Annotated in this window: 19 protein-coding genes; 15 read left to right on the top strand and 4 right to left on the bottom strand. The window is 50.3% G+C overall.

The genetic code is table 11. From position 1 onward, the window contains the following. Positions 1 to 579: 579 nt before the first annotated feature. From QQK89_RS03230 to QQK89_RS03260, 7 genes are all read left to right on the top strand, one after another. Positions 580 to 2121, top strand: a complete 1542-nt coding sequence (locus QQK89_RS03230; RefSeq protein WP_284236997.1) for a 2-isopropylmalate synthase — start codon at positions 580 to 582, stop codon at positions 2119 to 2121. A gap of 587 nt (positions 2122 to 2708) precedes the next feature. Continuing rightward, entirely contained in the window at positions 2709 to 3437 is a 729-nt protein-coding gene (locus tag QQK89_RS03235; RefSeq protein ID WP_284236998.1) for an ABC transporter ATP-binding protein, read from the top strand. A gap of 47 nt (positions 3438 to 3484) precedes the next feature. After that, on the top strand, positions 3485 to 3703 hold the full coding sequence (locus tag QQK89_RS03240) for a hypothetical protein (protein ID WP_284237000.1): 219 nt from the start codon (positions 3485 to 3487) through the stop codon (positions 3701 to 3703). Between the two features lie 30 nt (positions 3704 to 3733). Continuing rightward, positions 3734 to 4654, top strand: coding sequence for a polyprenyl synthetase family protein (locus QQK89_RS03245; protein ID WP_284237001.1), 921 nt, complete (start codon positions 3734 to 3736; stop codon positions 4652 to 4654). A gap of 125 nt (positions 4655 to 4779) precedes the next feature. Continuing rightward, positions 4780 to 4953: a competence pheromone ComX gene (gene comX / locus QQK89_RS03250; RefSeq protein WP_175533060.1), complete on the top strand. Its 174-nt coding sequence runs from the start codon at positions 4780 to 4782 to the stop codon at positions 4951 to 4953. Between the two features lie 47 nt (positions 4954 to 5000). Continuing rightward, positions 5001 to 7394 (top strand): ATP-binding protein, encoded by a 2394-nt coding sequence (locus tag QQK89_RS03255; protein WP_284237002.1) that lies wholly within the window; start codon positions 5001 to 5003, stop codon positions 7392 to 7394. Continuing rightward, positions 7372 to 8028, top strand: a complete 657-nt coding sequence (locus tag QQK89_RS03260) for a response regulator (RefSeq protein ID WP_251657210.1) — start codon at positions 7372 to 7374, stop codon at positions 8026 to 8028. The genes QQK89_RS03255 and QQK89_RS03260 overlap by 23 nt, the downstream gene beginning before the upstream one ends. A gap of 291 nt (positions 8029 to 8319) precedes the next feature. Here QQK89_RS03260 and QQK89_RS03265 read toward each other — a convergent pair whose 3' ends face one another. Continuing rightward, positions 8320 to 10251 carry an ABC-F family ATP-binding cassette domain-containing protein gene (locus tag QQK89_RS03265; RefSeq protein WP_284237003.1) on the bottom strand — a complete coding sequence of 644 codons (1932 nt, stop codon included), beginning with the start codon at positions 10249 to 10251 and terminating at the stop codon, positions 8320 to 8322. 195 nt (positions 10252 to 10446) lie between these two features. Here QQK89_RS03265 and QQK89_RS03270 point away from each other — a divergent pair, with 195 nt between their 5' ends. From QQK89_RS03270 to tatC, 6 genes are all read left to right on the top strand, one after another. Further along, entirely contained in the window at positions 10447 to 11073 is a 627-nt protein-coding gene (locus QQK89_RS03270; RefSeq protein ID WP_284237004.1) for a 5-formyltetrahydrofolate cyclo-ligase, read from the top strand. Continuing rightward, positions 11074 to 11544: a cyclic pyranopterin monophosphate synthase MoaC gene (gene moaC, locus QQK89_RS03275; protein WP_284237005.1), complete on the top strand. Its 471-nt coding sequence runs from the start codon at positions 11074 to 11076 to the stop codon at positions 11542 to 11544. It abuts the gene before it with no gap. A gap of 33 nt (positions 11545 to 11577) precedes the next feature. Beyond that, entirely contained in the window at positions 11578 to 12069 is a 492-nt protein-coding gene (locus QQK89_RS03280; RefSeq protein ID WP_284237006.1) for a MogA/MoaB family molybdenum cofactor biosynthesis protein, read from the top strand. Beyond that, positions 12066 to 13085: a molybdopterin-binding protein gene (locus tag QQK89_RS03285; RefSeq protein ID WP_284237007.1), complete on the top strand. Its 1020-nt coding sequence runs from the start codon at positions 12066 to 12068 to the stop codon at positions 13083 to 13085. Before QQK89_RS03280 ends, QQK89_RS03285 begins: the two co-directional genes overlap by 4 nt. 41 nt (positions 13086 to 13126) lie before the next feature. After that, a complete protein-coding gene (locus QQK89_RS03290; protein WP_284237008.1) occupies positions 13127 to 13348 on the top strand; it encodes a twin-arginine translocase TatA/TatE family subunit in 222 nt (73 codons plus the stop codon). A 105-nt stretch (positions 13349 to 13453) separates the two neighbouring features. Next, complete coding sequence (gene tatC / locus QQK89_RS03295; protein WP_284237099.1) at positions 13454 to 14197, top strand: twin-arginine translocase subunit TatC; 744 nt, start codon at positions 13454 to 13456, stop codon at positions 14195 to 14197. Positions 14198 to 14249: 52 nt separating this feature from the next. Here tatC and QQK89_RS03300 read toward each other — a convergent pair whose 3' ends face one another. Continuing rightward, on the bottom strand, positions 14250 to 15488 hold the full coding sequence (locus tag QQK89_RS03300; protein ID WP_284237009.1) for a sugar phosphate nucleotidyltransferase: 1239 nt from the start codon (positions 15486 to 15488) through the stop codon (positions 14250 to 14252). A 263-nt stretch (positions 15489 to 15751) separates the two neighbouring features. Here QQK89_RS03300 and glgB point away from each other — a divergent pair, with 263 nt between their 5' ends. Both glgB and glgA read left to right on the top strand, forming a co-directional pair. Beyond that, positions 15752 to 17785: a 1,4-alpha-glucan branching protein GlgB gene (glgB, locus tag QQK89_RS03305; RefSeq protein ID WP_284237010.1), complete on the top strand. Its 2034-nt coding sequence runs from the start codon at positions 15752 to 15754 to the stop codon at positions 17783 to 17785. 21 nt (positions 17786 to 17806) lie between these two features. Further along, on the top strand, positions 17807 to 19237 hold the full coding sequence (glgA, locus tag QQK89_RS03310; protein ID WP_284237011.1) for a glycogen synthase GlgA: 1431 nt from the start codon (positions 17807 to 17809) through the stop codon (positions 19235 to 19237). 85 nt (positions 19238 to 19322) lie between these two features. Here glgA and QQK89_RS03315 read toward each other — a convergent pair whose 3' ends face one another. Both QQK89_RS03315 and QQK89_RS03320 read right to left on the bottom strand, forming a co-directional pair. Then, positions 19323 to 21068 (bottom strand): alpha-glycosidase, encoded by a 1746-nt coding sequence (locus QQK89_RS03315; protein WP_284237012.1) that lies wholly within the window; start codon positions 21066 to 21068, stop codon positions 19323 to 19325. Between the two features lie 33 nt (positions 21069 to 21101). Continuing rightward, positions 21102 to 21905, bottom strand: coding sequence for an SDR family oxidoreductase (locus QQK89_RS03320; protein ID WP_284237013.1), 804 nt, complete (start codon positions 21903 to 21905; stop codon positions 21102 to 21104). Positions 21906 to 22061 lie beyond the last annotated feature (156 nt).

A 22061-nucleotide genomic window follows, 5' to 3' on the forward strand; every position in this document is an offset into this window, starting at 1 on the left:
AGCTGAGGAAGTTAATCAGAAGAAGATGTCAACAAGGGTGGTACCGCGCAGGTTTATGATAGCCTGTCGTCTCTTGATTTCAAGAGACGACAGGCTTTTTTGGTTTTTGAACTAGGTTTGGCAGCGTGTTTACTTACGAATTAACAAACGATAATTCATATACAAAACGCTTAGATCAGGAATAGTAAAGCAGGATAGCGGAAACACAGCGCGGTTGGAAGTTCGTTAGAACAATCGGCGCTGCAGAGAGCTGCGGGGTGGTGCGACGCAGTCGAAGCTTATGCTTGAACTCGCCTGGGAGCGGAATGGTGGAGGCCGGTCAATTGCTCATGCGCAGCAATCGACGACAGGCAAGTACATCGTTACGGCATACCTCCGTCATCGGGTGTTCAAGCGGGTCGGACCCGCATGAAGCAATAGCTTAGCCTGTGCCTTGCGCGCTAGCGGCCGCTTCATGAATGGATCCGGCCAATGAGAGTGGTACCACGGCAGCTCACTATGAAGCCTGTCGTCTCTTGATTACAAGAGACGACAGGCTTTTTCTATTGTCCAATCACCTTAAAAACGGAGGGGTTTCCCATGAGAAAAATTCAAATTTTTGATACAACATTACGTGACGGCGAGCAGTCGCCTGGCGCATCGATCGAACCGGAACGCAAAATTATTATTGCCCGCCAGCTGGCGAAGCTTGGCATTGACGTTATTGAGCCGGGTTTTGCGATTTCGAGTCCAGGCGAGTTCGCGGCTATTCAGCAAATTTCACGCGAGCTGCAGAACGTAGAGATTTGCGGTTTTGCGCGCGCGGTGAAAGTCGATATCGATGCGGCCGTTAAGGCTACCGAAGATGCGGCAAAGCGGCGTCTCCACCTGTTTATCTCTTCTTCGGATATTCATCTGAGCCATCAGATCCGCAAAACCCGCGCGGAAGTTGTTCAGATTGCGAAGGATATGATCTCTTATGCGAAGCAGTTTGTAGACGAAATCCAATTCGCGTTAATGGATTCTACCCGCTCGGACCGGGATTATGTTATTGAGTTGGCCGAAGCTGCGATTGAATCCGGTGCTACCATTATTAATCTGCCGGACACATTAGGTTACGCTTTGCCTATCGAGATGGCTCAGCTGTTCACGTCGGTGCGCAATGGGGCGCGTGGCGGAGACAAGGTTCGTTACAGCACGCATAACCATAACGATTTGGGCATGGCGGTTGCGAATAGCCTGGCAGCCGTGGAAGCCGGGGCGACGCAAGTAGAGGTAACGGTCAACGGTGTTGGGGAACGGGCCGGCAACTGCTCGCTCGAGGAGCTGGCGATGCTGATCGAGACTCGTAAATCCGCGTTGCAAATCGAGACCAATATCCAGCAGAGCGAGATTTATACAACTTCCCATATGGTCAGCCGTGCAATGCATTATCCGATTGCTTACAACAAGCCGATCGTAGGCCGCAATGCGTTCCAACATGAATCCGGCATCCATCAGGACGGCTTGCTGAAGAACCGGAATACTTACGAGATTATGGATCCTGAAGCGATGGGGATCTCCCGCAGCATGATCATTCTGGGCCGTCACTCGGGACGTCACGCGATTAAACACCGCTTGTCCGAATATGGCATCACGGTAGCGGATCATGAACTCGTGGATGTCTACAACCGCTTCAAGCAAGTGGCCGACGAGAAAAAAATCGTGACCGATGATGAGTTGATCCGCATTGCCGGCGAAATGACGGAGACACAGCCGGACCCTTACAAGCTGGTGGATCTGCAAGTATTGGCCGGCAGCCAGAAGTCGCGTATTGCTTCCGTAACGATCCGTGACGGCGAGGACGGTATGGAACGATCCTATTCAGGTATGGGAGAAGGGCCGCTCGAGGCCGTTATCCATTGTATTCAACAAGCGATCCCGGTGGCTGCGCAATTCGAAGATCTCGAGCTGCATTCGTTATCAACGGGAGAGGACGCACATGGCGAAGCCGTGGTGAGCATCATTATAGACGGCGAACGGTTCCGCGGTACGTCTATCCATAAGGACATCATTTATGCGGCAGCTCAAGCGTATGTCGGAGCTTGCAATCAGGCGGTTATGACGGGCAGGAAACGCGTAGCCGAGAACAACGCCGTCTAGTTGGAAAGCTTATCCACAAAAAAACGATGGTTGTGCATAAGAGGAAAAAACCGGATAAAACCAACATTCTTCCTGTGAATAAAATTGCGTGCAAGTAGTGGATAGTTTTTGCACAGCCCCCTGTGGATAATGTGGATAACGTGGATAGAATATGGGAGTAGGAAGCTTTTGTAAGTAATTAGTGACATTAACCTTTACAAATAACACTTTGTTATCGACAGAATTAACTAACAATTCGAGGATTTATGTGGATAAATCTGTGGAAAACGTGGACAGTTAGCCCGAAAGCGCGTATTTTGCGATTTCGGGCATTTTTGCTTCTTGAAGCGTATTTTGCGCTTTCGGGCATTTTTTGCTTCTTGAAGCGTATTTTGCGCTTTCGGGCATTTTTTTGCTTCGTGAAACGTATTTTGCGCTCTCGGGCATTTGAGTTACTTTCGGTTGTGGGTCTTTTGCGCTACCGCAATAAAATTGCGTGATACTGCAATACGGTTTTCGGTGAAAACACTTACAACATCGGTTAAGGTTAAATTACTAGATCATGTTCCGGCGTATAGGCATTCCGGCCTGAATGGAGGAGAACTACAGTGAACGCTCAGACGGTTATTCAAGTAAGCTCGATCTGCAAATGCTACGGTCCATATAACGCGTTAAACGAAGTTTCCTTTGAAGTAAACAAGGGTGAGTTGTTTGGTATTATCGGTACAAGCGGTTCAGGCAAAACAACCTTGCTGGAAATGCTTATGGGACTCCGCAGACCGGATCAAGGCACAATAGAAGTACTTGGCATGGATGCGACAATGGAAGCCAAGCAGCTGAAAGAATATATCGGCATGCATATGTACAGTAATTCACTCGTAGACAACTTGACGGTCCGTGAATCGCTGGAACTATTTCAATCGTTTTATTTGAGACAAAATGATATTGACCGCATTATCGAGGATCTGGAACTGGAGCCCTATGTCAACAAGCCGGTTAAGCGTTTGTCTGGCGGCTGGCAGCAACGCATCGCGCTTGCTTTTGCCCTGGTGAATGATCCGGAGATTATATTTCTGGACGAGCCGACAACAGGTCTCGACAAACAGGCCAGAGCGGATTATTGGTCTTTGCTCATGAAGCTGAAGAGTCAGGGCAAAACCATCGTGATGGCATCCCATGACATGGGGGAAATGCAGCGTAATTGCGATCGTATTGCCGTGCTTCGCAAAGGAGACATTGTCAAATGCGACTCCCCTCAGCAGCTTATCTCCCAAATTCCAGAAGGCTGTTTTTCCATGGAAGGCGTATACGTGCATTTCGCTTATGCGGAAATGTAACCTTACCTGAATGATCCGGCCTAGTTTGAAGGAGGACTTTTGTACATATGGATCCCAGAGACGACATCAACGAAAGTCCGTCAATTCATCGAAGCCAGGTGATAGAGAAGCGCATGGAGATGATTGCTATGCTGCTCGATAAATTAAATGGGGAGGAGATTGTTCAACAACCACAATCCAAACAAATATCTCATAAGCGAAAGGGGCGAAATAACGACAAGCTGGTGCGAATAGTTGCCGGCATTTTCTTCCATCGTATAAGATAGGGATGACACTACCATGACGGAGGTCAGACGATGGAAGACTTAGTGCCTATGATCGGGCAAGAAATGATGCGGATTTCGGATAAATATTTTACTACGGAGCCGCTTTGCGGCTATGCCCGTAATTTTATACGGGAAAAGCAGGCCGAATCGATGAGATTCGGCCTTTTGACCGTGCTCCATTACCGGATGTTCGGGGGAAGCTCTGAACAGATTTATCAGGCTGCGGCAGCAATTGAGTTGTTTATTCTCGCGTCTGACATATTGGATGATTTGCAAGACGGAGATGCGCCGCACCAGGTTTGGTCTCAAGTGCCGGCGGCCGCTGCGATGCACACCGCTGCTTCCTTTCTAGTTCTTTCGCAGCAGGCGATGCTCGAACTGGAGTTTGGACAAGCTGCCCTGATCAGGGTTGCTCATATGATGAACGGCCAGTTGCTCAAAGCAGCCAACGGGCAGATGCTCGACTTAATGAATGCGGTAACGGATGAAGATTCTTACATGTTCATGGTTCAGCATAAATCGGCTGCGCTAATTGTAATGGCTTGCATGACCGGAGTCATGCTTGCGGGCAAGGAGTGGCATCCTATCGTCGCGCAATATGCCGAAGAAGTAGGTATGGCGGCTCAAATTAAAAATGATATTCGAGACCTGGTCCGTTGGGATGATAAGAATGATTTCCTTCTGCGCAAAAAGACCCTCCTGACCTTGTTTCTGTTGGAGGAAATAGCGGAGCAGGATCTATGGATTAAGGACTATTTCGAAGGCAGGCAGCAATCGGAAGACATCGCGGGCAGGCAGCGGATGCTGGAGGAAGCATTCGACAGGAGCGGGGCGGCGCTATATGGATCGGTGCGCATGAGGATGCACTTCAACCGGTTCCAAGAGCTGCTGGATGAGGTGCCGGAGGCCGCATCAGCTAAGGAAAAACTCCTGCAAATCTTCTCTAGCTAGAGTCTTGTTACACAGACCGCAATGAGAGTTGCGGGAAATACGGGAGAGATTGGCGTTTGCTGTCGAAAGATTTCCTGCTATATTAGAATCAGATTTGATTCTAATATAGCAGAGGAGGATTTCAAATGTTAAAAGATGCTATCCGTACGCTTGCCGCAAGCAAAGAAAAAATGTCGATGGTGATGGGTGGACAGCTTCAACTGGCTGGCGTATCCGCAGCTGAGCACAAAGCACTCCAAGACGCGTTGAAGAATCAGGACGAGAAAAAAGGCAATTACACGCTGGCTGTTTGGGGCTAATTGTAGTCAGTAAACGACTTCATGGGCGTGCAGGAGGAGACTAGACGATGGCAAACCGATCATATAGAATTTCAGCACCTCTCTTCCTGATTGCATTTCTCGTCATTTTGCTCTATTTGACCCTCACGATTATCAAGGAGCCTTTCATAGGCGTTGAATTGGTAGAAGGTTCAAAGGGAGATTATCTCGTGAAAGCTCTCGAGCCTGCCGGACAAGCAGTAAGCAAGGGCATAATGGTCGGCGACAAAATCATTTCCGTAAATGGTGCGCCGGCAGGTGAATATAGCAATGTGAAGAAGTTTTTCTCCATCGAGAAATCCGATTCCGTGCTTGTGGAGCATAGCAGCAAGGAGCAACAGTTGATAGTGTTTAACCGGGGCTGGTACGGCGATCATTCCAGTTGGGAACTGTTTATTCAGCTATACATACCGCTTATCTCGCTGATCCTGTTCGCAGGGTTTTCTTCTTTTCTTTATTCGAAAAGGAAAAATGACATTGCTGCTTTGATGTTAATGCTGTTTTTTGCAACGATTGGACTATGCTACTATTCTTCCGCAGCGTCCTATCGAAGCGATCCCGTTGGATTTTCGATTATATATTTTGTATTGCCATCCGTACCTATCATTTTCCTTCAATTCATGAATCAGTATATGAAACGGTACAATGTCGTGTTTATAAGCAAGTCCGGATTAATCTCGATGTTAAGCGCATTTGGCGTAGTTGAACTCGGCATGCTGTTGTATGTATGGACGGATCTTATTTCCAACGACGCATTTGTGTACATACGGATGCTCTATTACGGAACTTTGATTGTCGGTAATTTTATTTGTATCTATCAGTTAGTCCGCAAGTACTTGCAATACCGAAATACAAAGTTTAATTCGTTATTCAAAATTACGCTTGTTTCGCATATCGTTGCTTTTACGCCGTTTACGGCGATGAACTTGTTGCCGCTATTTATTGGCGGAGGGCAAATTTTACCGGCAGCTTTTACGTCTTTGTTTTTGTTTGTACTGCCGATCGTTTATTTTTACCTGTTAACTTCCAATCAGCTCTTTGACATTGACTTTATCCTAACAAGGTTTAAATATTATACGCTTTTGTCTGCGGTGCCGGCTTTGCTGCTGACGCTTGCCATTATCGGCGTGTTGAACGGAAAGGCTGACATTTCGTGGATCGGTTACACCCAGATTTTCTTGTCGTCCTATGTCCTGATGACGCTGTTCCTGTACACCAAGGAGCAAATCGACCATAAGTTCCGTCCAAGGCTGTTCAAGGCCATGTATAGCTATCAGGACAGTCTGGACCGCTTCTCCCGCAAGGTTGCAACCGTGATGAAGAGCACGGATTTGGAAGCCGTGCTTAAGCAGGAGATCAGCGAACTCCTTCCGGTGAACCGCATCGATTTTGTACTCGTTGATCAAGCGGACGGTGCCGTACATAAGCTTGGTGAATCCGATGAGGAGAAAGGAACCTCCTTATTCCTTCTTCAGGTGGCGGAATCGCTGCAGGTCGGCGAGATGGTGGAGTTGCCTCATGGCATTGGACTTGTCATCGGCCGCCAGCGTTCCAAGTACCATGTCGTTTGGATTGGTTCAAAGACCAACCATACGAGGTTCAACTCGGACGAGCTGCGTTGGCTGAAGACGCTGGCTAACTACTCCAGTATCGTCTTCGAGAATCTGTATTTGATTGAAGGTCTGATCGAGGACCTGGAATCGGAAGTGCGCAAGGAACAAACAACGGCGCCTTGGGTTCTGCGGTTGTTGTTCTGCTTGTCGGAAAATGAACGCAGGAAGCTTGCTGCCGATCTCCATGATTCTGCCCTTCAGGATCAATTGATCTGGTACCGCAAATTGGAAGGCGTTACGAACGATTATCCCATATCGGACAAGCTGGGCGATGAACTGAACGAAATTAAGGAAGGTCTTCTCGACGTTATCCATCAGATCCGCGAGACTTGCAATGAGCTCAGGCCGCCGCTCCTGAAAGAGATGGGAGTCATTGAAGCGGTCGAATCCATCGTTGAACATTCGCAGATGCGGGATAACTTTGCCGTTGATTTCCGTCCTAGGCCGTTCAATAACCCGCTTAATGAGGAACAAATTACAGCCATTTACCGGATCGTCCAGGAGCTGCTCCGCAACGCCGCCAAACATGCGCAGGCGAATCGGGTCACTCTGGAACTTGAACAGCGGAAAGGCAAGATTTATTTCCGTTACAAGGATGACGGTATCGGGATGGATGTTGATTATATGAAGGCATCCTTCGAACATATGGGGTTATCCGGCATTAAAGAGCGGGTAGCGAGTCTCGAAGGAGATATTACGTTCCGGTCGAAGCGCGGAAGCGGGCTGGAAGTTGTAATCAACTTGCCGGAGACGATGACGACCGGTCGTTCGGAGAGGGGATTATTACGTGATTCGTATCTTATTAGTTGATGATCATCCTTCCGTGGGCGAAGGAACAAAAACAATGATTGAACAGGATCCCGAAATGAAAGTGACGGTTGTGTTATCCGCCATGGAAGCGCTGGATGCCGTTAACCATGATCCTTTTGATATTATATTATGCGACCTTAATATGCCGGGGATTAGCGGGCTCGAGCTCGCTAAACGGCTCATTCAGCAGGATCCCGACCGCAGAGTTCTTATTTATACCGGTTATGAGATTAGTACCCACTATAACCTGCTGATTGAATGCGGCGTATCCGGCTTTATTTCCAAGACGGTATCAAGGGAGCAGCTGCATAACAACATCCGTTGCGCGATGCGCGGGGAAGCGGTTATTCCAATTACGCTGCTTAAGCAGCTCCGCCGGAACGAAGTGAAGATTACCCGCGCGGAGAAAGCAATCGAAGAAGTCTCCATTAATGAGCGGGACCAGGATATTTTGCAGGAAGTGGCCAACGGCAGCAGTAATAAGGATATTGCCGCCAAGCTTCATATGAGCCAGCGAACGGTTGAGTATAACCTTACGCGCATTTTCGAGAAGCTAAGTGTCCGATCGAGATCGGAAGCGATTGTAGAAGCCAAACGGCTTGGACTCATTCGCATGGAGCAATTTTTAACTTAATAGGCTTACCCCGACTTCTCGTGACTCGCCTGTGGCGAGGAACGAAAGTCTTCCTATATTGGGATTACTGCCGCTTCTGCTGCAGAATCGAATCCCCCGATTCACATGCAAGACCAAGCAAGACCATGCAAGACCACCTAACTTTTGGTTTCCCTCTCAATGCTTACGCCTATATGGTGTAAGCATCTTTTTTTTCTATTGTGGTTTCGGGAAGGGGGCAGTTGCCCGAAGAACTATTTAAATAAAAACGTCCCGGTACAAGATTAGACTTGTACCGGGACGATGTTATGCTTATTCGCTTAATTGTTCCCACTGCTCATAAGCCGTGCTCAGCAAGGCGCGTTTGCCTTCTATCTTGGCTTGAATCTCTTGAATGGCCATATAGTCGTTGAAGATAGCTGGATCCGTTAATTGGACTTCGAGTTCGGCAATCTGTTCTTCATGAGACGCAATCTCTTGTTCGAGCTGTTCCAGCTTGCGAATGCGGTTTCGTTCTTCCCGCTTGGCTTGCTTATCCAATTCGTAGGAAGTAGGCGCTTCGACAACGGGCTGACCGCTTGATTTGCTGGCTAGCTTGGCGGCAGCTTCCAGCTTCGCTTCCTCGAGTTCGGTTTTCTTTTCCATCATGTCATCATAATTTCCTAGGAAATGCTCGGTTCCTGCGGGAGTTAATTCGACAATCCGTTCGGCCATTTTGTTAAGGAAGTAACGGTCATGGGAAATAAAGAGCAACGTTCCGTCATAATCAAGCAGAGCAGACTCAAGCACCTCTTTGCTGAACAAGTCCAAATGGTTGGTAGGTTCGTCAAGAATGAGGACGTTTGCTTGCTCGAGCATCAGCTTGGCAAGGGATACGCGTGCTTTTTCCCCGCCGCTTAAGGAAGAGATGCGTTTCAGAACATCTTCTCCGCTGAACAGGAAATTGCCAAGCACCGTGCGGATCCGGGCTTCCTCCATATGCGGGTAAGTACCCCATACTTCTTCCAGCACGGTGTTGGAAGGAGTAAGTCCGGTCTGCTCCTGATCATAGTAACCCAGCTTGACGTTGGATCCCCAGCGGACTGTGCCCGTTTGAGGTTCACGTTGTCCAACCAATACTTTAAGCAGTGTTGATTTGCCGATCCCGTTTGGACCGATCAAGGCTACGGTTTCTCCACGGCTCAGTTGGAAGGATACATGCTGGAACAACTGACGGTCCTTCTCCGGAAACTTGACGGACAGGTCGGCAACGTCGAGGACGTCTTTGCCCGTTTGCCGTTCGATTTCAAAAGAGAAACGCGCTTTCTTCAGATCGCCAAGCGGTCTATCCAGCACGTCCATCTTCTCAAGCGCCTTGCGGCGGCTTTGCGCCCGTTTCGTCGTTGAGGCGCGGACGATGTTGCGCTGAATGAATTGCTCCATCTTGGCGATTTCGTCTTGCTGCTTCTCGAATTGCTTCATATCGGATTCGTATTCGGCCGCTTTCAGTTCAATGTAACGGCTATAGTTGCCCGTATAACGCTTGGCTGCTCGGCGCTCGATCTCTATGATCGTCGTTGCAAGCGCATCAAGGAAGTAACGGTCATGGGAGACAACCAGAATAGCGCCGGAATAGCCGCGGAGATAACCTTCGAGCCAAGTCAGCGTTGGAATGTCCAAATAGTTGGTCGGTTCGTCGAGCATGAGCAAATCCGGTGCCTGCAGCAAAATGCGGGCAAGCGCTAGACGCGTTTTTTGGCCGCCGCTTAAGGTGTTGATCATCGTATCGGCCGGGAACTGGCCAAATCCCATCCCGTGAAGGACGCTGTTGATTCGGGTGTTGATCTCGAAACCGCCTTGTTCGCGGAACCAGTCGGATTTACGGGAATAACGGTCAAGTATTTCCTCGTAACGTTTCGGATTGTCATGCAGCGCCGGATCGGCAATTTGCTGCTCCAGGTCGCGAAGTTCTTTCTCGGCATCGGTAAGATGGGAGAAGACAGCGCGCATTTCCTGTTCAATCGTGCGGTTCGATTGCAAGCCGCTGTTTTGGGCCAGATAACCGATACGCGTTTCTTTTGCTTTGTGAATGGCCCCGGAGTCATAAGACAACTCGCCGGCAATGATTTTGAGCAGCGTGGATTTGCCGGCGCCGTTAACGCCAACAAGTCCAATCCGCTCCCGTTCGAGAACTTGCATCGTTATATCGGATAAGATGACGTCTATGCCATAATTTTTACTGATATTGGATACTTGAAGCAGCATAAATAATACCTCCAACAAATAATGACTCGTTCATTATATATTACCACAAACCGCTGTCGACATTGGCGAAAGTTGCATAACAATGGTAAACTACATTCAAGGTGATAACTGCGTCAACAGTTGGTGACGAGATACGAATAATAACTTTATAATATAACTGACTTATACGATATGCATGCGTGGGAGCCGTAAACAATGAATGAGCAGTCAAATGCGATGGATTTCGATAAAACGTCGCTGCGTAAAGCCATGACGAAGCTTCGTGACGGCATTGCGCCGGATGAACGTTCAAGACGGTCTTTGGCGGCCTGCCGCCATTTAACGGATTGGATCAAGAAGCATGGCGTGAAAAGCGTGATGTGTTATGTTCCTTTTCGCTCCGAGCTGGATACGCGGCCGCTTGTTGAGTGGTGCTGGAAGAGAGGCATTGCGATTGCGGTGCCGAAGTGTTATCCCGCGGACCATTCGATGACTCTTCACAAGTTAAGCAGCTGGGGTGGACTGAAAGCCGGTGCATACGGCATATTGGAACCTGATCCCGATGTATGCGGGACGCTTCCGGAATCGTACAGGCCGGAGCTCGTTGTGACGCCAGGCATTGCTTTTGACCGCAAAGGCGGACGGCTTGGTTATGGCGGCGGTTATTATGACCGCTTCGCAGAGCGGCTTCAACTTGAGCAGAAGGACAATTCGAAGCAAGTGATGTGGTTTGGCATCGCGTTTGAGGATCAGCTGGTGGAAGAGATTCCGATGCAAGCCCATGACAAACGGATGGACGGCATGATAACGGAACTTTTACCTAGAATTTGGGGTGATTCATAGATGGAACTAACGCATTTCAATGAGCAAGGCCGGGCACGGATGGTTGATGTTAGCGACAAAGAAGTTACGGCACGAACAGCCACCGCGCGTACGCAAGTGAAGATGAATCCGGGAACGCTAGCCCGGATTAAGGAAGGCAATATCGGCAAAGGCGATGTGCTGGCAGTCTCGCAGGTTGCCGCGATTATGGCGGCGAAAAAAACATCCGACTGGATTCCGATGTGCCATCCGCTCCCGTTAACCGGTGTCAACGTTACTTTTGGGGACAACGGAAACGATGAGTTATATATTGAAGCAACCGTAAAAACGACCGGAAAGACAGGCGTGGAAATGGAAGCTTTAACGGCTGTTTCGGCTGCGGCACTTACCGTGTACGACATGTGCAAGGCGCTGCAGAAGGATATGGTCATTGGTCCTACGTATTTGACCCAGAAGACCGGCGGCAAAAACGGAGACTATCAAATGGAATAACCCATGAACAATAAGGGATGGGAGGAATTATAGATGCGGTGGAAAGTAGCGATATTAACGGCAAGTGACAAGGGCTCGCGCGGAGAGCGTGAGGATACTAGCGCACAGGTTATTCGCGAGCTGGTTGAAGAAGAACTCGGCGGGGAAATTGTTGACTACCGGATCGTGCCTGACGAACAAGACGAGATTATCGCAGCCATGATTGAGATGACGGAATATTATCAGGCCGATCTTGTGTTGACAACCGGCGGTACGGGGCTTGCGCCAAGAGACGTCACGCCGGAAGCGACGCTTAAGGTTGTTGACCGTCTGGTGCCGGGCATTACGGAGGCGATGCGAATCGGCGCGCTGCAGAAGACCCGCCGTGCGATGTTATCACGCGCGGTATGCGGCATTCGCGGACAAGCGCTGATCATTAACTTGCCAGGCAGCCCTAAAGGCGTACACGAGAGTTTGATGGCTATAATGGACCAGCTTCCGCATGCGCTCGAGATTATTACAGGCACGCATGGTGATCATGAATGAGCGGAGCGGAGACGATTCTAAAGGAAGTGCCAGTCCGGGAAGCGATTGGCTTACGGCTTGCCCATGATCTGACTCGGATTATACCGGGACAATTCAAAGGGCGTTTATTCAAAAGAGGCCATGTCATTACGGAAGAAGATATTCCAAACCTACTGGATATCGGCAAGGAACATATTTATATCATGGAGCTTGGCGAAAGCGAGCTGCATGAGGATGATGCGGCGATCCGCATGGCCAAAGCGCTCGCGGGAGACGGAATATCGCTGTCCGAGCCGCATGAAGGCAAAGTCAGCTTGAAGTCCCGGATGCTAGGTCTTGCGGAAGTTGACCGGGCGCTGGTAGAGGCGATTAACGGATTAGGCGAGATTGCCTTGGCTACCGTGCAAACGCATAGCGTTGTGCAAGAAGGAAGGCCGCTTGCCGCAACTAGAGCCATTCCGCTTACGGTGGCAAGGTCGAAGGTAGAGGAAGTAGAGAGGCTTGCCGAGGCTTATCGCGCAGCGCATCTAGGTCAAGCTCCTCTTCGGGTGCTTCCGTTCCGCAAGCTTCGCGCGGGATTGCTTACGACCGGCGGCGAAGTGTACGGCGGACGTATTCAAGATAAATTCGGACCGGCCGTGCGGGCTAAGCTCGAGGCGTTTGGGTCGGAGGTTGGAGAGCAGCGATTCGCCCCCGATGACCGACAAATAATTGTCAAGGAAATACACTATTTGCTAGAGCAACGTTATGATATGATACTAGTGACTGGCGGAATGTCTGTTGATCCGGATGACCGGACACCAGGCGCCATTAAAGCATCCGGAGCGGAAATCGTCAGCTATGGCACACCGATGCTGCCCGGCTCGATGTTACTTATGGGTTATCTGAACGGCGTGCCGATTATGGGACTGCCGGGTTGCGTGATGCATGATCCGTACACTTCCTTCGATGTACTGCTGCCTCGTATTTTAGCTGGTCAAACGATCGAAAGAGAAGACATTATTCGTATGGGATATGGTGGTTTGAACAACTGTTAGTAAAATACATATGCGTATAATGAATAGGAGGAAGATCAAGGATGTCAGGTATAGGCGCAACAGGATTTATACTGCTCGCAATTGTCGCTTTGCTATTGTTTGGACCAAACAAGCTTCCTGAATTGGGCCGTGCATTTGGACGCACGCTCAAAGAGTTTAAAGCAGGGGCAAGAGATATAATGGACGACGAGAAAGACAACAAACGGGTTGAAGTCACCCGTGCGGAAAATATCGAAGTAGATACGAAGCGGCTTCCGGACTAACCGGGCCCGCTTTTTTGCTGAAAGGGGCCCTTATAGGTGAGCACATCGCAAAACGAAGCTTCCAAACAGCCGTTTGATCGGGCTCGAATTCGGGAAGAAGGCTTAATGCCGCTGTTTGAACATCTTGGCGAGCTGCGAAAGCGCATTATTTACATGCTGATCGTTATCGTTACCGGCCTTATTATTGGCCTCGTTATCGCCGAGCCCGCATATAACTTCCTTATGGAGCAGGAGCCGGCGAAAGGTTTACAATTGCATGCTTTCTCGTTATGGGACGGCATCGGCATCTATATGAAATTTGCTCTTGTTATTGCCCTATTGCTCGCCATTCCGTTTACGGCATACCAGTTGTGGGCCTTTGTTAAGCCGGCCTTAAGACCAAACGAGCAGCGGGCAACGTTGAAATACATCCCTTTTGCGCTGATTATGTTTTTGATTGGCCTTTCGTTTTCGTATTTTGTCGTGTTTCCGCTGGCCTTTCATTTCACGCGTAAAATCTCCGCCAATCTGAATTTGGAAGAGACGATTGGGATCACGCAATACTTCTCGTTTATGTTTAATATTTTGATTCCGATATCCCTTTTGTTTGAGCTGCCGCTTGTTATTATGTTTCTGACGGCGATCCGGATTCTCAATCCGCTGCGGCTCCGCAAGATGAGGAGAATCGCTTATTTCTTAATGATTTTTATTGGGGTTGTCGTAACGCCGCCGGATTTCGTGTCAGATAGTCTCGTTGCGATCCCACTTATTATTCTATATGAGATCAGCGTCCTACTGTCCGGAACCGTCTATAGAAAACAGCTTGCTGCCGAAGCTAAGCGTGAAGCCGAGTGGGCAGCGCAATCATAGGTGAACAAAGATAAACCCTTGGGGATTCCCCAAGGGTTTATCTTTGTTCTATTTAATAGCTGAGAACTTTGCGTTCGAGACGGTTTGATCCGGTTCCAGTCAGCAAAGCGGCTAGAGTCTCGCGGCTTGCGGACACCGTCTTGCGCTCTGCGGCGACACGCTCGCCTGGACCGATAACGGCAATCCGCTCTGCTTGCGGTGCGCCAATAACGGCACCGTCTTCAACAATAGCGTTCTCGCCGATAATCGCCTTATGAATGCGGACGTTGCGGCCAATCCGAGCGCCGGGCATAATGACGCTCTCGTATACGAGACTGCCACTGCCGACCTCCGCTCCGGCGCAAACAACTGAGCGCTGAGCTACTCCTTCAAATCGGCATTGCCGATCGACGATACAATCGTGGGGGATCGCAGAGGTATTAAGGCGATAAGGCTGGCGGTTTAATGCCGGAACATAACCGGATTGAAGCGGCCACTCTGGCTTGGCCAACCGGAGCGTGCCGTCAAGCAGTTCCATGTGCGCTTCCCACAAGCTATCAACCGTACCGACATCGCGCCAGTAGCCTTCGTAAGGATAAGCTGTAAGATTTGCCCCTTCTTGCAGCAGCATTGGTATAATATCTTTACCAAAGTCGTGAGAGGAAGAAGGATTGCGAGCATCGTTAGCCAATACTTCCTTAAGCTTGTCGGTACGGAACATATAAATACCCATTGAAGCCAGGTTGCTTCTAGGGCGGGACGGTTTTTCCTCAAATTCAACGACACTGTAGTCTTCATTCGTATTTAGGATGCCAAAGCGGCTTGCTTCATGCCACGGTACGCGCTTAACGGCAATTGTAGCTGTCGCGCCGCTATGAATATGCGCCTCTAGCATCGGGCGATAGTCCATTTGGTAAATATGATCGCCGGACAAGATCAGAACATGTTCCGGATTATGCTGTTCGATAAAAGAGAGGTTGCGGTAGATCGCATCGGCCGTTCCTGAATAGCAGTTGTCCGGAGAAGTATCGGAAGCGGGCAGAAGGGCAATCTCGCCAAGCTGTTTGGCTTGTACGGCATCTAACCAAGCGCCGCCGTCGCCGATATGGTTATGAACGGTGTCGGCGCGATATTGGGTCAAAACTCCGATATGGCGAATACCGGAGTTCATGCAATTGCTAAGCGGGAAATCAATCATGCGATAACGTTCTCCGAACGGTACAACCGGTTTGGCAAGGGCAGCGGTAAGTGGGGCAAGTCGTTTGCCTTCGCCCCCCGCAAGTAGCATAGCCATACAATTCATCTGTGGCATTTTATATTCCTCCAAGCTTCTCAAGTTAGGTTAGTGTCCATCATCGGATGTCCTTGTACCATTGCTTACACGAAGGTTTCAGCCTTTGAAACAGCTGTTTCAATAAAAATGGCAGCGGGTATTAAACATTCTGAAATGTGTTTATGGCGGGTACGTGGAAATTTAAAGTGACTGCTTACGAAGTAAATTTCCGCAAACGTAACGCTTACGAAGTAAGAATTACCGCAAAAAGCGCGGTAATTCTTTTGAGGAGGTTGAAGATATTGAAACGAAGCATAAAGCTAAACGCAGACGATATTTATCAATTCCATGAAGGAACATGGTTGGAAAGCTACCGGAAAATGGGCGCGCATCTTACCGAAGAGAAAGGTAGGTCCGGCGTGCGCTTCAACGTATGGGCGCCAAATGCCAGGCGTATGGCGATTGCTTCCAACTGCAATAGCTGGAACGGGTTCAAGGAAGTCGGCTTTGAATTGGAAAGGATCGGTCAATTCGGCCTGTGGAGCGGTTTTCTTGAAGGTTTTAAAGAGGGAGATTTATATAAATACGATATAGAAACAAAGACGGGAAGTCGGCAATTGAAGGCGGATCCGTATGCGATTAAGGCTGAAGTTCGGCCGCGTACGGCTTCGGTCGTCGGCTCGCTTGAAGGTTACGAATGGCAGGATAAATTGTGGCGACGTAGGCAAAAGCCTCTATTTAATCAGCCTCTCAATATTTATGAAGTACATGCCGGCACTTGGAGACGACATGCGGACGGTAGGCTGTATACGTACGAAGAGCTGGCGGAGGAGCTGCCCGCATACGCGGCGGATATGGGCTACACCCATATCGAGCTGATGCCGCTTGCGGAACATCCGTATGACCGTTCCTGGGGCTATCAGGGGACGGGCTTTTATGCGGCGACAAGCCGGTATGGAGAACCTCAGCAACTGATGGCTTTTGTAGACCGCTGTCACGGTCTCGGAATTGGCGTCATATTGGACTGGGTGCCTGGCCATTTCGCGAAGGATGCGCCTGGTCTTCGTCAATTTGACGGTAGTCCGTTATTTGAACATGCGGATCCGCTGATTGCGGAGAAGGAACAATGGGGGACGCTTGCTTTTGATTATGAGAAGCCGGAAGTGACCGGGTATTTAATATCGAATGCTCTCTTTTGGATGGACGCGTACCATATTGACGGTTTGCGGGTAGATGCGGTTACGAGCATGTTATTCCGGGATTTCGACCGTCCCGAAGGACGTTGGCGGCCGAACCGCCATGGCGGCAGAGAAAATTTGGAGGCGGCTGCTTTCTTGCGGAAGCTGAATGCGGCAGTTCTGGATCGTTTTCCTAATGCGCTTATGATGGCTGAGGAATCCCATGCGTTCCCCGGCGTGACTACGCCGGCCGAGCAGGGAGGACTTGGCTTCACCCACAAATGGAACATGGGCTGGATGAACGACACGCTCAACTATTTTGCCCTGCCGCCGGAGGCAAGGAGCGGCAAACACGGACTGCTCACGTTTCCGATTTGGTATGCGTTTGACGAGAGGTATGCGTTGCCGTTATCTCATGATGAAGTTGTCCATGGCAAGAAGTCATTGCTCGATAAAATGCCCGGTAGTTATGAAGAGAAATTCGCGGGGCTCCGCCTGCTGTTTGGCTATATGATGACGCATCCGGGCAAAAAGCTGCTGTTCATGGGCGGCGAGTTTGGCCAGTTCATCGAATGGCGTGACGAGGCGGAGCTGGACTGGCTGCTGCTCGCCTACGAGCAGCACGGCAAGCTGCAAAGCTATGTGCGTACGCTTAATCGGCTTTATCTCGAGCAGCGCTCGTTATGGCAGCTTGATTCCTCGCCAAAAGGGTTTGAATGGATCGACTTCCGCGACGAGGGGCAAAGCGTTATTGTGTATAGGCGCAAAGGCAGGGCAAATGGAGAATCGCTAATTGTTCTTTGTAATTTTCATACGCATGCCCATGCCGGTTACCGGGTTGGCGTTCCAAGCCAAGGCGGGTATAAAATATTGCTCAACAGCGACAGTCCTTCTTACGGAGGCGCCGGATTTATGGAGCTTGCAGCCGCTGAAGGAACAGTCGTGGGGTCGGAGCCCGTGATCTGGCATGGCCGGAAACATAGCATTGAGATTCCGCTTCCTCCGCTATCGGTCGTTATTGTGAAGCGGGAGAAGGAGTCCCGGGCTTCGGTACGTGTAGAGACTGAGCCGTTGACCTTGCACAAGGAGGCGGAACTGGAATTGCCTGGTAAGCGCCGCGGCCGGCAGAGGGAACGGATTGCCACAGTGGAAGCTTAAGCTGCAAAGGAGAGAACGCAATTGAAAATATTATTCGTAGGGGCGGAATGCGCCCCGTTTCTGAAGACAGGCGGACTTGGCGACGTGCTGGGCGCCTTGCCGGGCGAGATTAAGCAGCTTGGGGCAGAAGTACGCGTTATGTTGCCGCTCTATACATCCATACCGGATCGTTATCGAACGGAGATGAAGACGATTGCGGAGATCCGGGTTCAGGTCGGCTGGCGTTACGCGTATTGCGGAATTAAGGAGCTTGAGCAAGAAGGAGTTATTTATTATTTTCTAGATAACGAGCAGTATTTCAATAGAGGTTCCGCGTACGGACAAGACGACGATGGCGAGCGGTTTGCGTTCTTATGCCGGGCTGCGCTGGAATCCTTGTATGCAATCGGTTACTGGCCGGACATCATCCACGGGCATGACTGGCATACCGGCATGATTCCGGCGCTGCTGCGCCATCATTATAGCTGGCGGCAGGAATACGCACATATAAAGACGGTGTTTACAATTCATAACTTGCAATATCAAGGCAATTATTCTCCGCAGGTGCTTGGGGATTTGTTTGGATTGCCACCTCATTATTTGAGTTATGATCATGTGGAGTTTCGCGGTTCGGTTAGTTTTATGAAAGCAGGCATTCAGCTCTCCGACCGGGTTACAACCGTAAGTCCGTCTTATGCGCGGGAAATTACGACGACTGAATATGGGTGCGGAATGGAAGGCGTGTTGCGAAGCCGTGGCGAGAGTCTGGTCGGCATCGTAAACGGCATCGACGATGCCCTGTACGATCCGGCATCCGATTCGCAGTTGCAAGCCCGCTATTCGGCCGTATCGCCGGAAGCCAAGCTGGTCTGCAAAACGGCGCTGCAGTGGGAGCTTGGCTTGAACGAAGATGCCGACGTACCGATCATCGGCATGGTTGGCAGGCTAATGGATCAGAAAGGACTTCCGCTTGTGCTGGAGCGGCTAGACGAGCTGATGCATACGGAGAATGTCCAGCTTGCTCTGCTTGGTACGGGAGATCCGTATTTGGAGTATTTATTCCGTGAAGCGGAGCATCGTCACACAGGCGCAATGGTCTCTTATATTGGCTTTGACGACGGCCTTGCCCGCCGCATTTATGCCGGATCGGACTTGTTTCTAATGCCGTCGCAATTCGAGCCTTGCGGAATCAGCCAGCTGCTCGCGCTGCGGTACGGCAGCCTGCCCATTGTCCGCGAGACGGGCGGTCTTAGGGATACGGTACACAGTTATCAGGATTCGACGGGGGAAGGCAACGGCTTTTCGTTTGGGCCTTATAACAGCGGAGACATGCTGTATACGGTTCGTCGCGCATTATCCGTATGGAGAAACACGGAGGTTCGCGATAAGCTCATGCGGCGCGCTTTGCAAGGCGATTACAGCTGGAAACATTCGGCACAACAATATTTGGACTTATATCAGGAAGTTATATAAGAGCGAGGGGGGGGGGGGGGGGGGGGGGGGGGGGGCGTNNGTCCCGTAGTTACGGGACCGCCCATCTTGTGAATGCGCAGCTATTCTATTCAATCTTGCGCCAAACAATCCGGTAACCGCTTGGCTCAAGCTGGATGACCAGCTTGCCGTCAGGATTGTCGATTTCTTCTCCGCTCAGGGCATCGCGCCAGCCCCCCTCAATCATGGGGTGCGACAGCTCGGCAGGTTCATCGGAGCGGTTCATCCATACCGTGAAATGCTCCTGTCCGTCCAGCCGCTCATAGATGAGCGAGCCGCCTTCACCGGCCGACAACACGCGGTAACGGCCGCTGCGAAGAGCGGCATGCTCTTTGCGAAGCGCGATGAGCAGCTTATAGAAATCAAACAACTCCCAATTCTGGTCTTCCTCGTTCCACGTCATGCATCTGCGGCAATCCGGATCATCCCCGCCTTCCAGACCAAACTCATCGCCGTAATAGACGCAAGGCAAGCCCATTGTAGTCATCAGATATACGACAGCCAGCTTTAGCCGTCCCGTATCGCCGCCGCACCTTGTCATGACGCGCGGAATGTCGTGACTTGAGAGCAGGTTAAACAACGTTTCGTTCGTCTGCTGCGGATAACGCATCAGCAGGCGATTGATTTCCTCCGCAAAACGGGCGGACGAGATAGACCGCTCGGCGAAAAAGCTGAGAGCAAGCTGCGTAAACGGATAGTTCATCACGGAATCAAACTGGTCGCCAAGCAACCAGCGTAGCGAATCGCTCCAAACCTCGCCCACGATAAAAGCTTCCTTATTAACGCTCTTGACCGCAATCCGGAAGTCGCGCCAGAAATGATGGTCCACTTCATTGGCAACATCCAATCGCCAGCCGTCGATCCCGGTCTCTTTCATCCAGTTCACGGCGGTATCGATCAAATATTTCTTCACATCGGGGTTCGCCGTATTCAGCTTTGGCATATTGCCGTAGAAGCCAAAAGTGTCGTAGTTCGGTACACCGTCCCGTACTTCAACCGGAAAGCCGTTTAGATGGAACCAGTCTTTATATTCCGACTGCTCCCCTTTCTCCAGCACGTCCTGAAACGGCGGGAACTGTTCGCTAGCATGGTTGAACACGGCGTCCAGCACAACGCGAATACCATTGTCATGACATACTTGAACCAGCTTTGTAAGCAATTCCTTGTCGCCAAACGCAGGATCAACCTCACGGTAATCTACCGTATCGTATTTATGGTTGGATGGAGATCGGAAGATGGGCGTCAAATAAACCGCGTTTACGCCTAACTCAGTCAAATGGCCGATACGGTTAATGATGCCCTGCAGATCTCCGCCAAAGAAGGAATCGCCTTCCGGAGGTTCCCCCCAAGGCAGCGTACCTTCCGGATCGCTTGCGGGATCTCCATTCTCGAAGCGGTCGGGCAGGATTTGATAGAAGACCGCTTCCTTCGCCCATTCCGGAGCTTCAAACAAATCGATGGCATGAATATAATGCCCTTCGAAATAACCTCCTGCCGGCGGCGGTTGCTCCTCCGAAAATCCGTCTTCCGTCAGCCAAAGCGTTTCCTCTCCGCTTTGCAGCCGGAAGCCGTAGCTGAACCGTTTGAATTCAGGACGGATCACCGCCTCCCAGTAATCATGCAGGCTGTCAGAGGCGATGTGGTCCATTTCAATCTCCTGGCAATAAGTCTCCCAATCGTATTTATCTCCTGCAATAGCGAAAACCCGCTCTACATCGTCGCGTTTGGTTTTGAGGCGCAGATGGAAGGTTTCAGTGTCATAAGCGTAAGCCCATCTGTGGCTAGGGGAATGATAGATGCTTTCTTTTTGCAAAACGGGTTCATCTCCTTTTATTTACACTCGTGCTTAACCGCGAAGCAAGGATTCCGCCCCATCGATATAAACCGAGGTTCCGGTAATGTGGCTGGACTCGTCGGATGCCAGAAACAGTACCAGGCTGGCGACCTGTTCAGGTTCCCCCGGTCCTTTTTCAAGCGGATGGCTGCCTTCCGGATATTCAACGGGAATTTCTACTTCCTTAAGCTCCGGCTTTGGCTTGCTAGACTGATCGATATGGGTTGCAATCGCGCCCGGACATACCGCATTGACGCGGATGCCGTAATCCGCAAGCTCCAGGGCAGCCATACGGGTAAAAGCACTTTCTCCTGCTTTGGAGCTGCTGTAGGCGCTAAAACCAATGTTGGAAAAGACGCGATTGCCATTGATGGAGCTCGTAACGATGACGCTGCCGCCGTTCTCCTTCAGAAGAGGAATCGCGTGCTTTACGGTCAGGAACGTACCCGTCAGGTTAACGCCGATGGTCATTTCCCATTCTTCTTTGCTCATATGCTCAATAGGGGATAACGTACCGTTAATGCCCGCATTGGCAAAAACAATATCAAGCTTTCCATAAGCCGAGTTTGTTTTGCGGTAAACTTCCGCAAGGGACTGCTCGTCCGTGATATCCGCTTCAACGGCTATGGTTTTAGCCCCAAAAGCTTCGGCCTCGCGGCAGACAACGGCAAGCGTTTGCCGGTCGCGGTCGAGCAGCACAAGATTCGCTCCTTCTTCCGCAAAGCGGATGGCGGCAGCGCGTCCGATGCCGGAGGCGGCGCCGGTTATTAGGGCGACTTTTCCTTCAATGCGTTTGGCGGATGAATGGCGGGACATAGACATCTCTCCTTAGACTCATTTGTAATCTAGTACACGGATGTCGCTCGTCGTTAAACAGGTGCCGGTAGAAGTGCCCTTTTCTTTCCCATTGACAAGTGGATGCTTCCTTGGTATTTTATTAAACAGTTGTTTTAAACAATTGTTTAAATAAAA

The sequence above is a fragment of the Paenibacillus glycanilyticus genome (assembly GCF_030161375.1).
In the GTDB taxonomy this organism is placed as follows: domain Bacteria; phylum Bacillota; class Bacilli; order Paenibacillales; family Paenibacillaceae; genus Pristimantibacillus; species Pristimantibacillus glycanilyticus_B.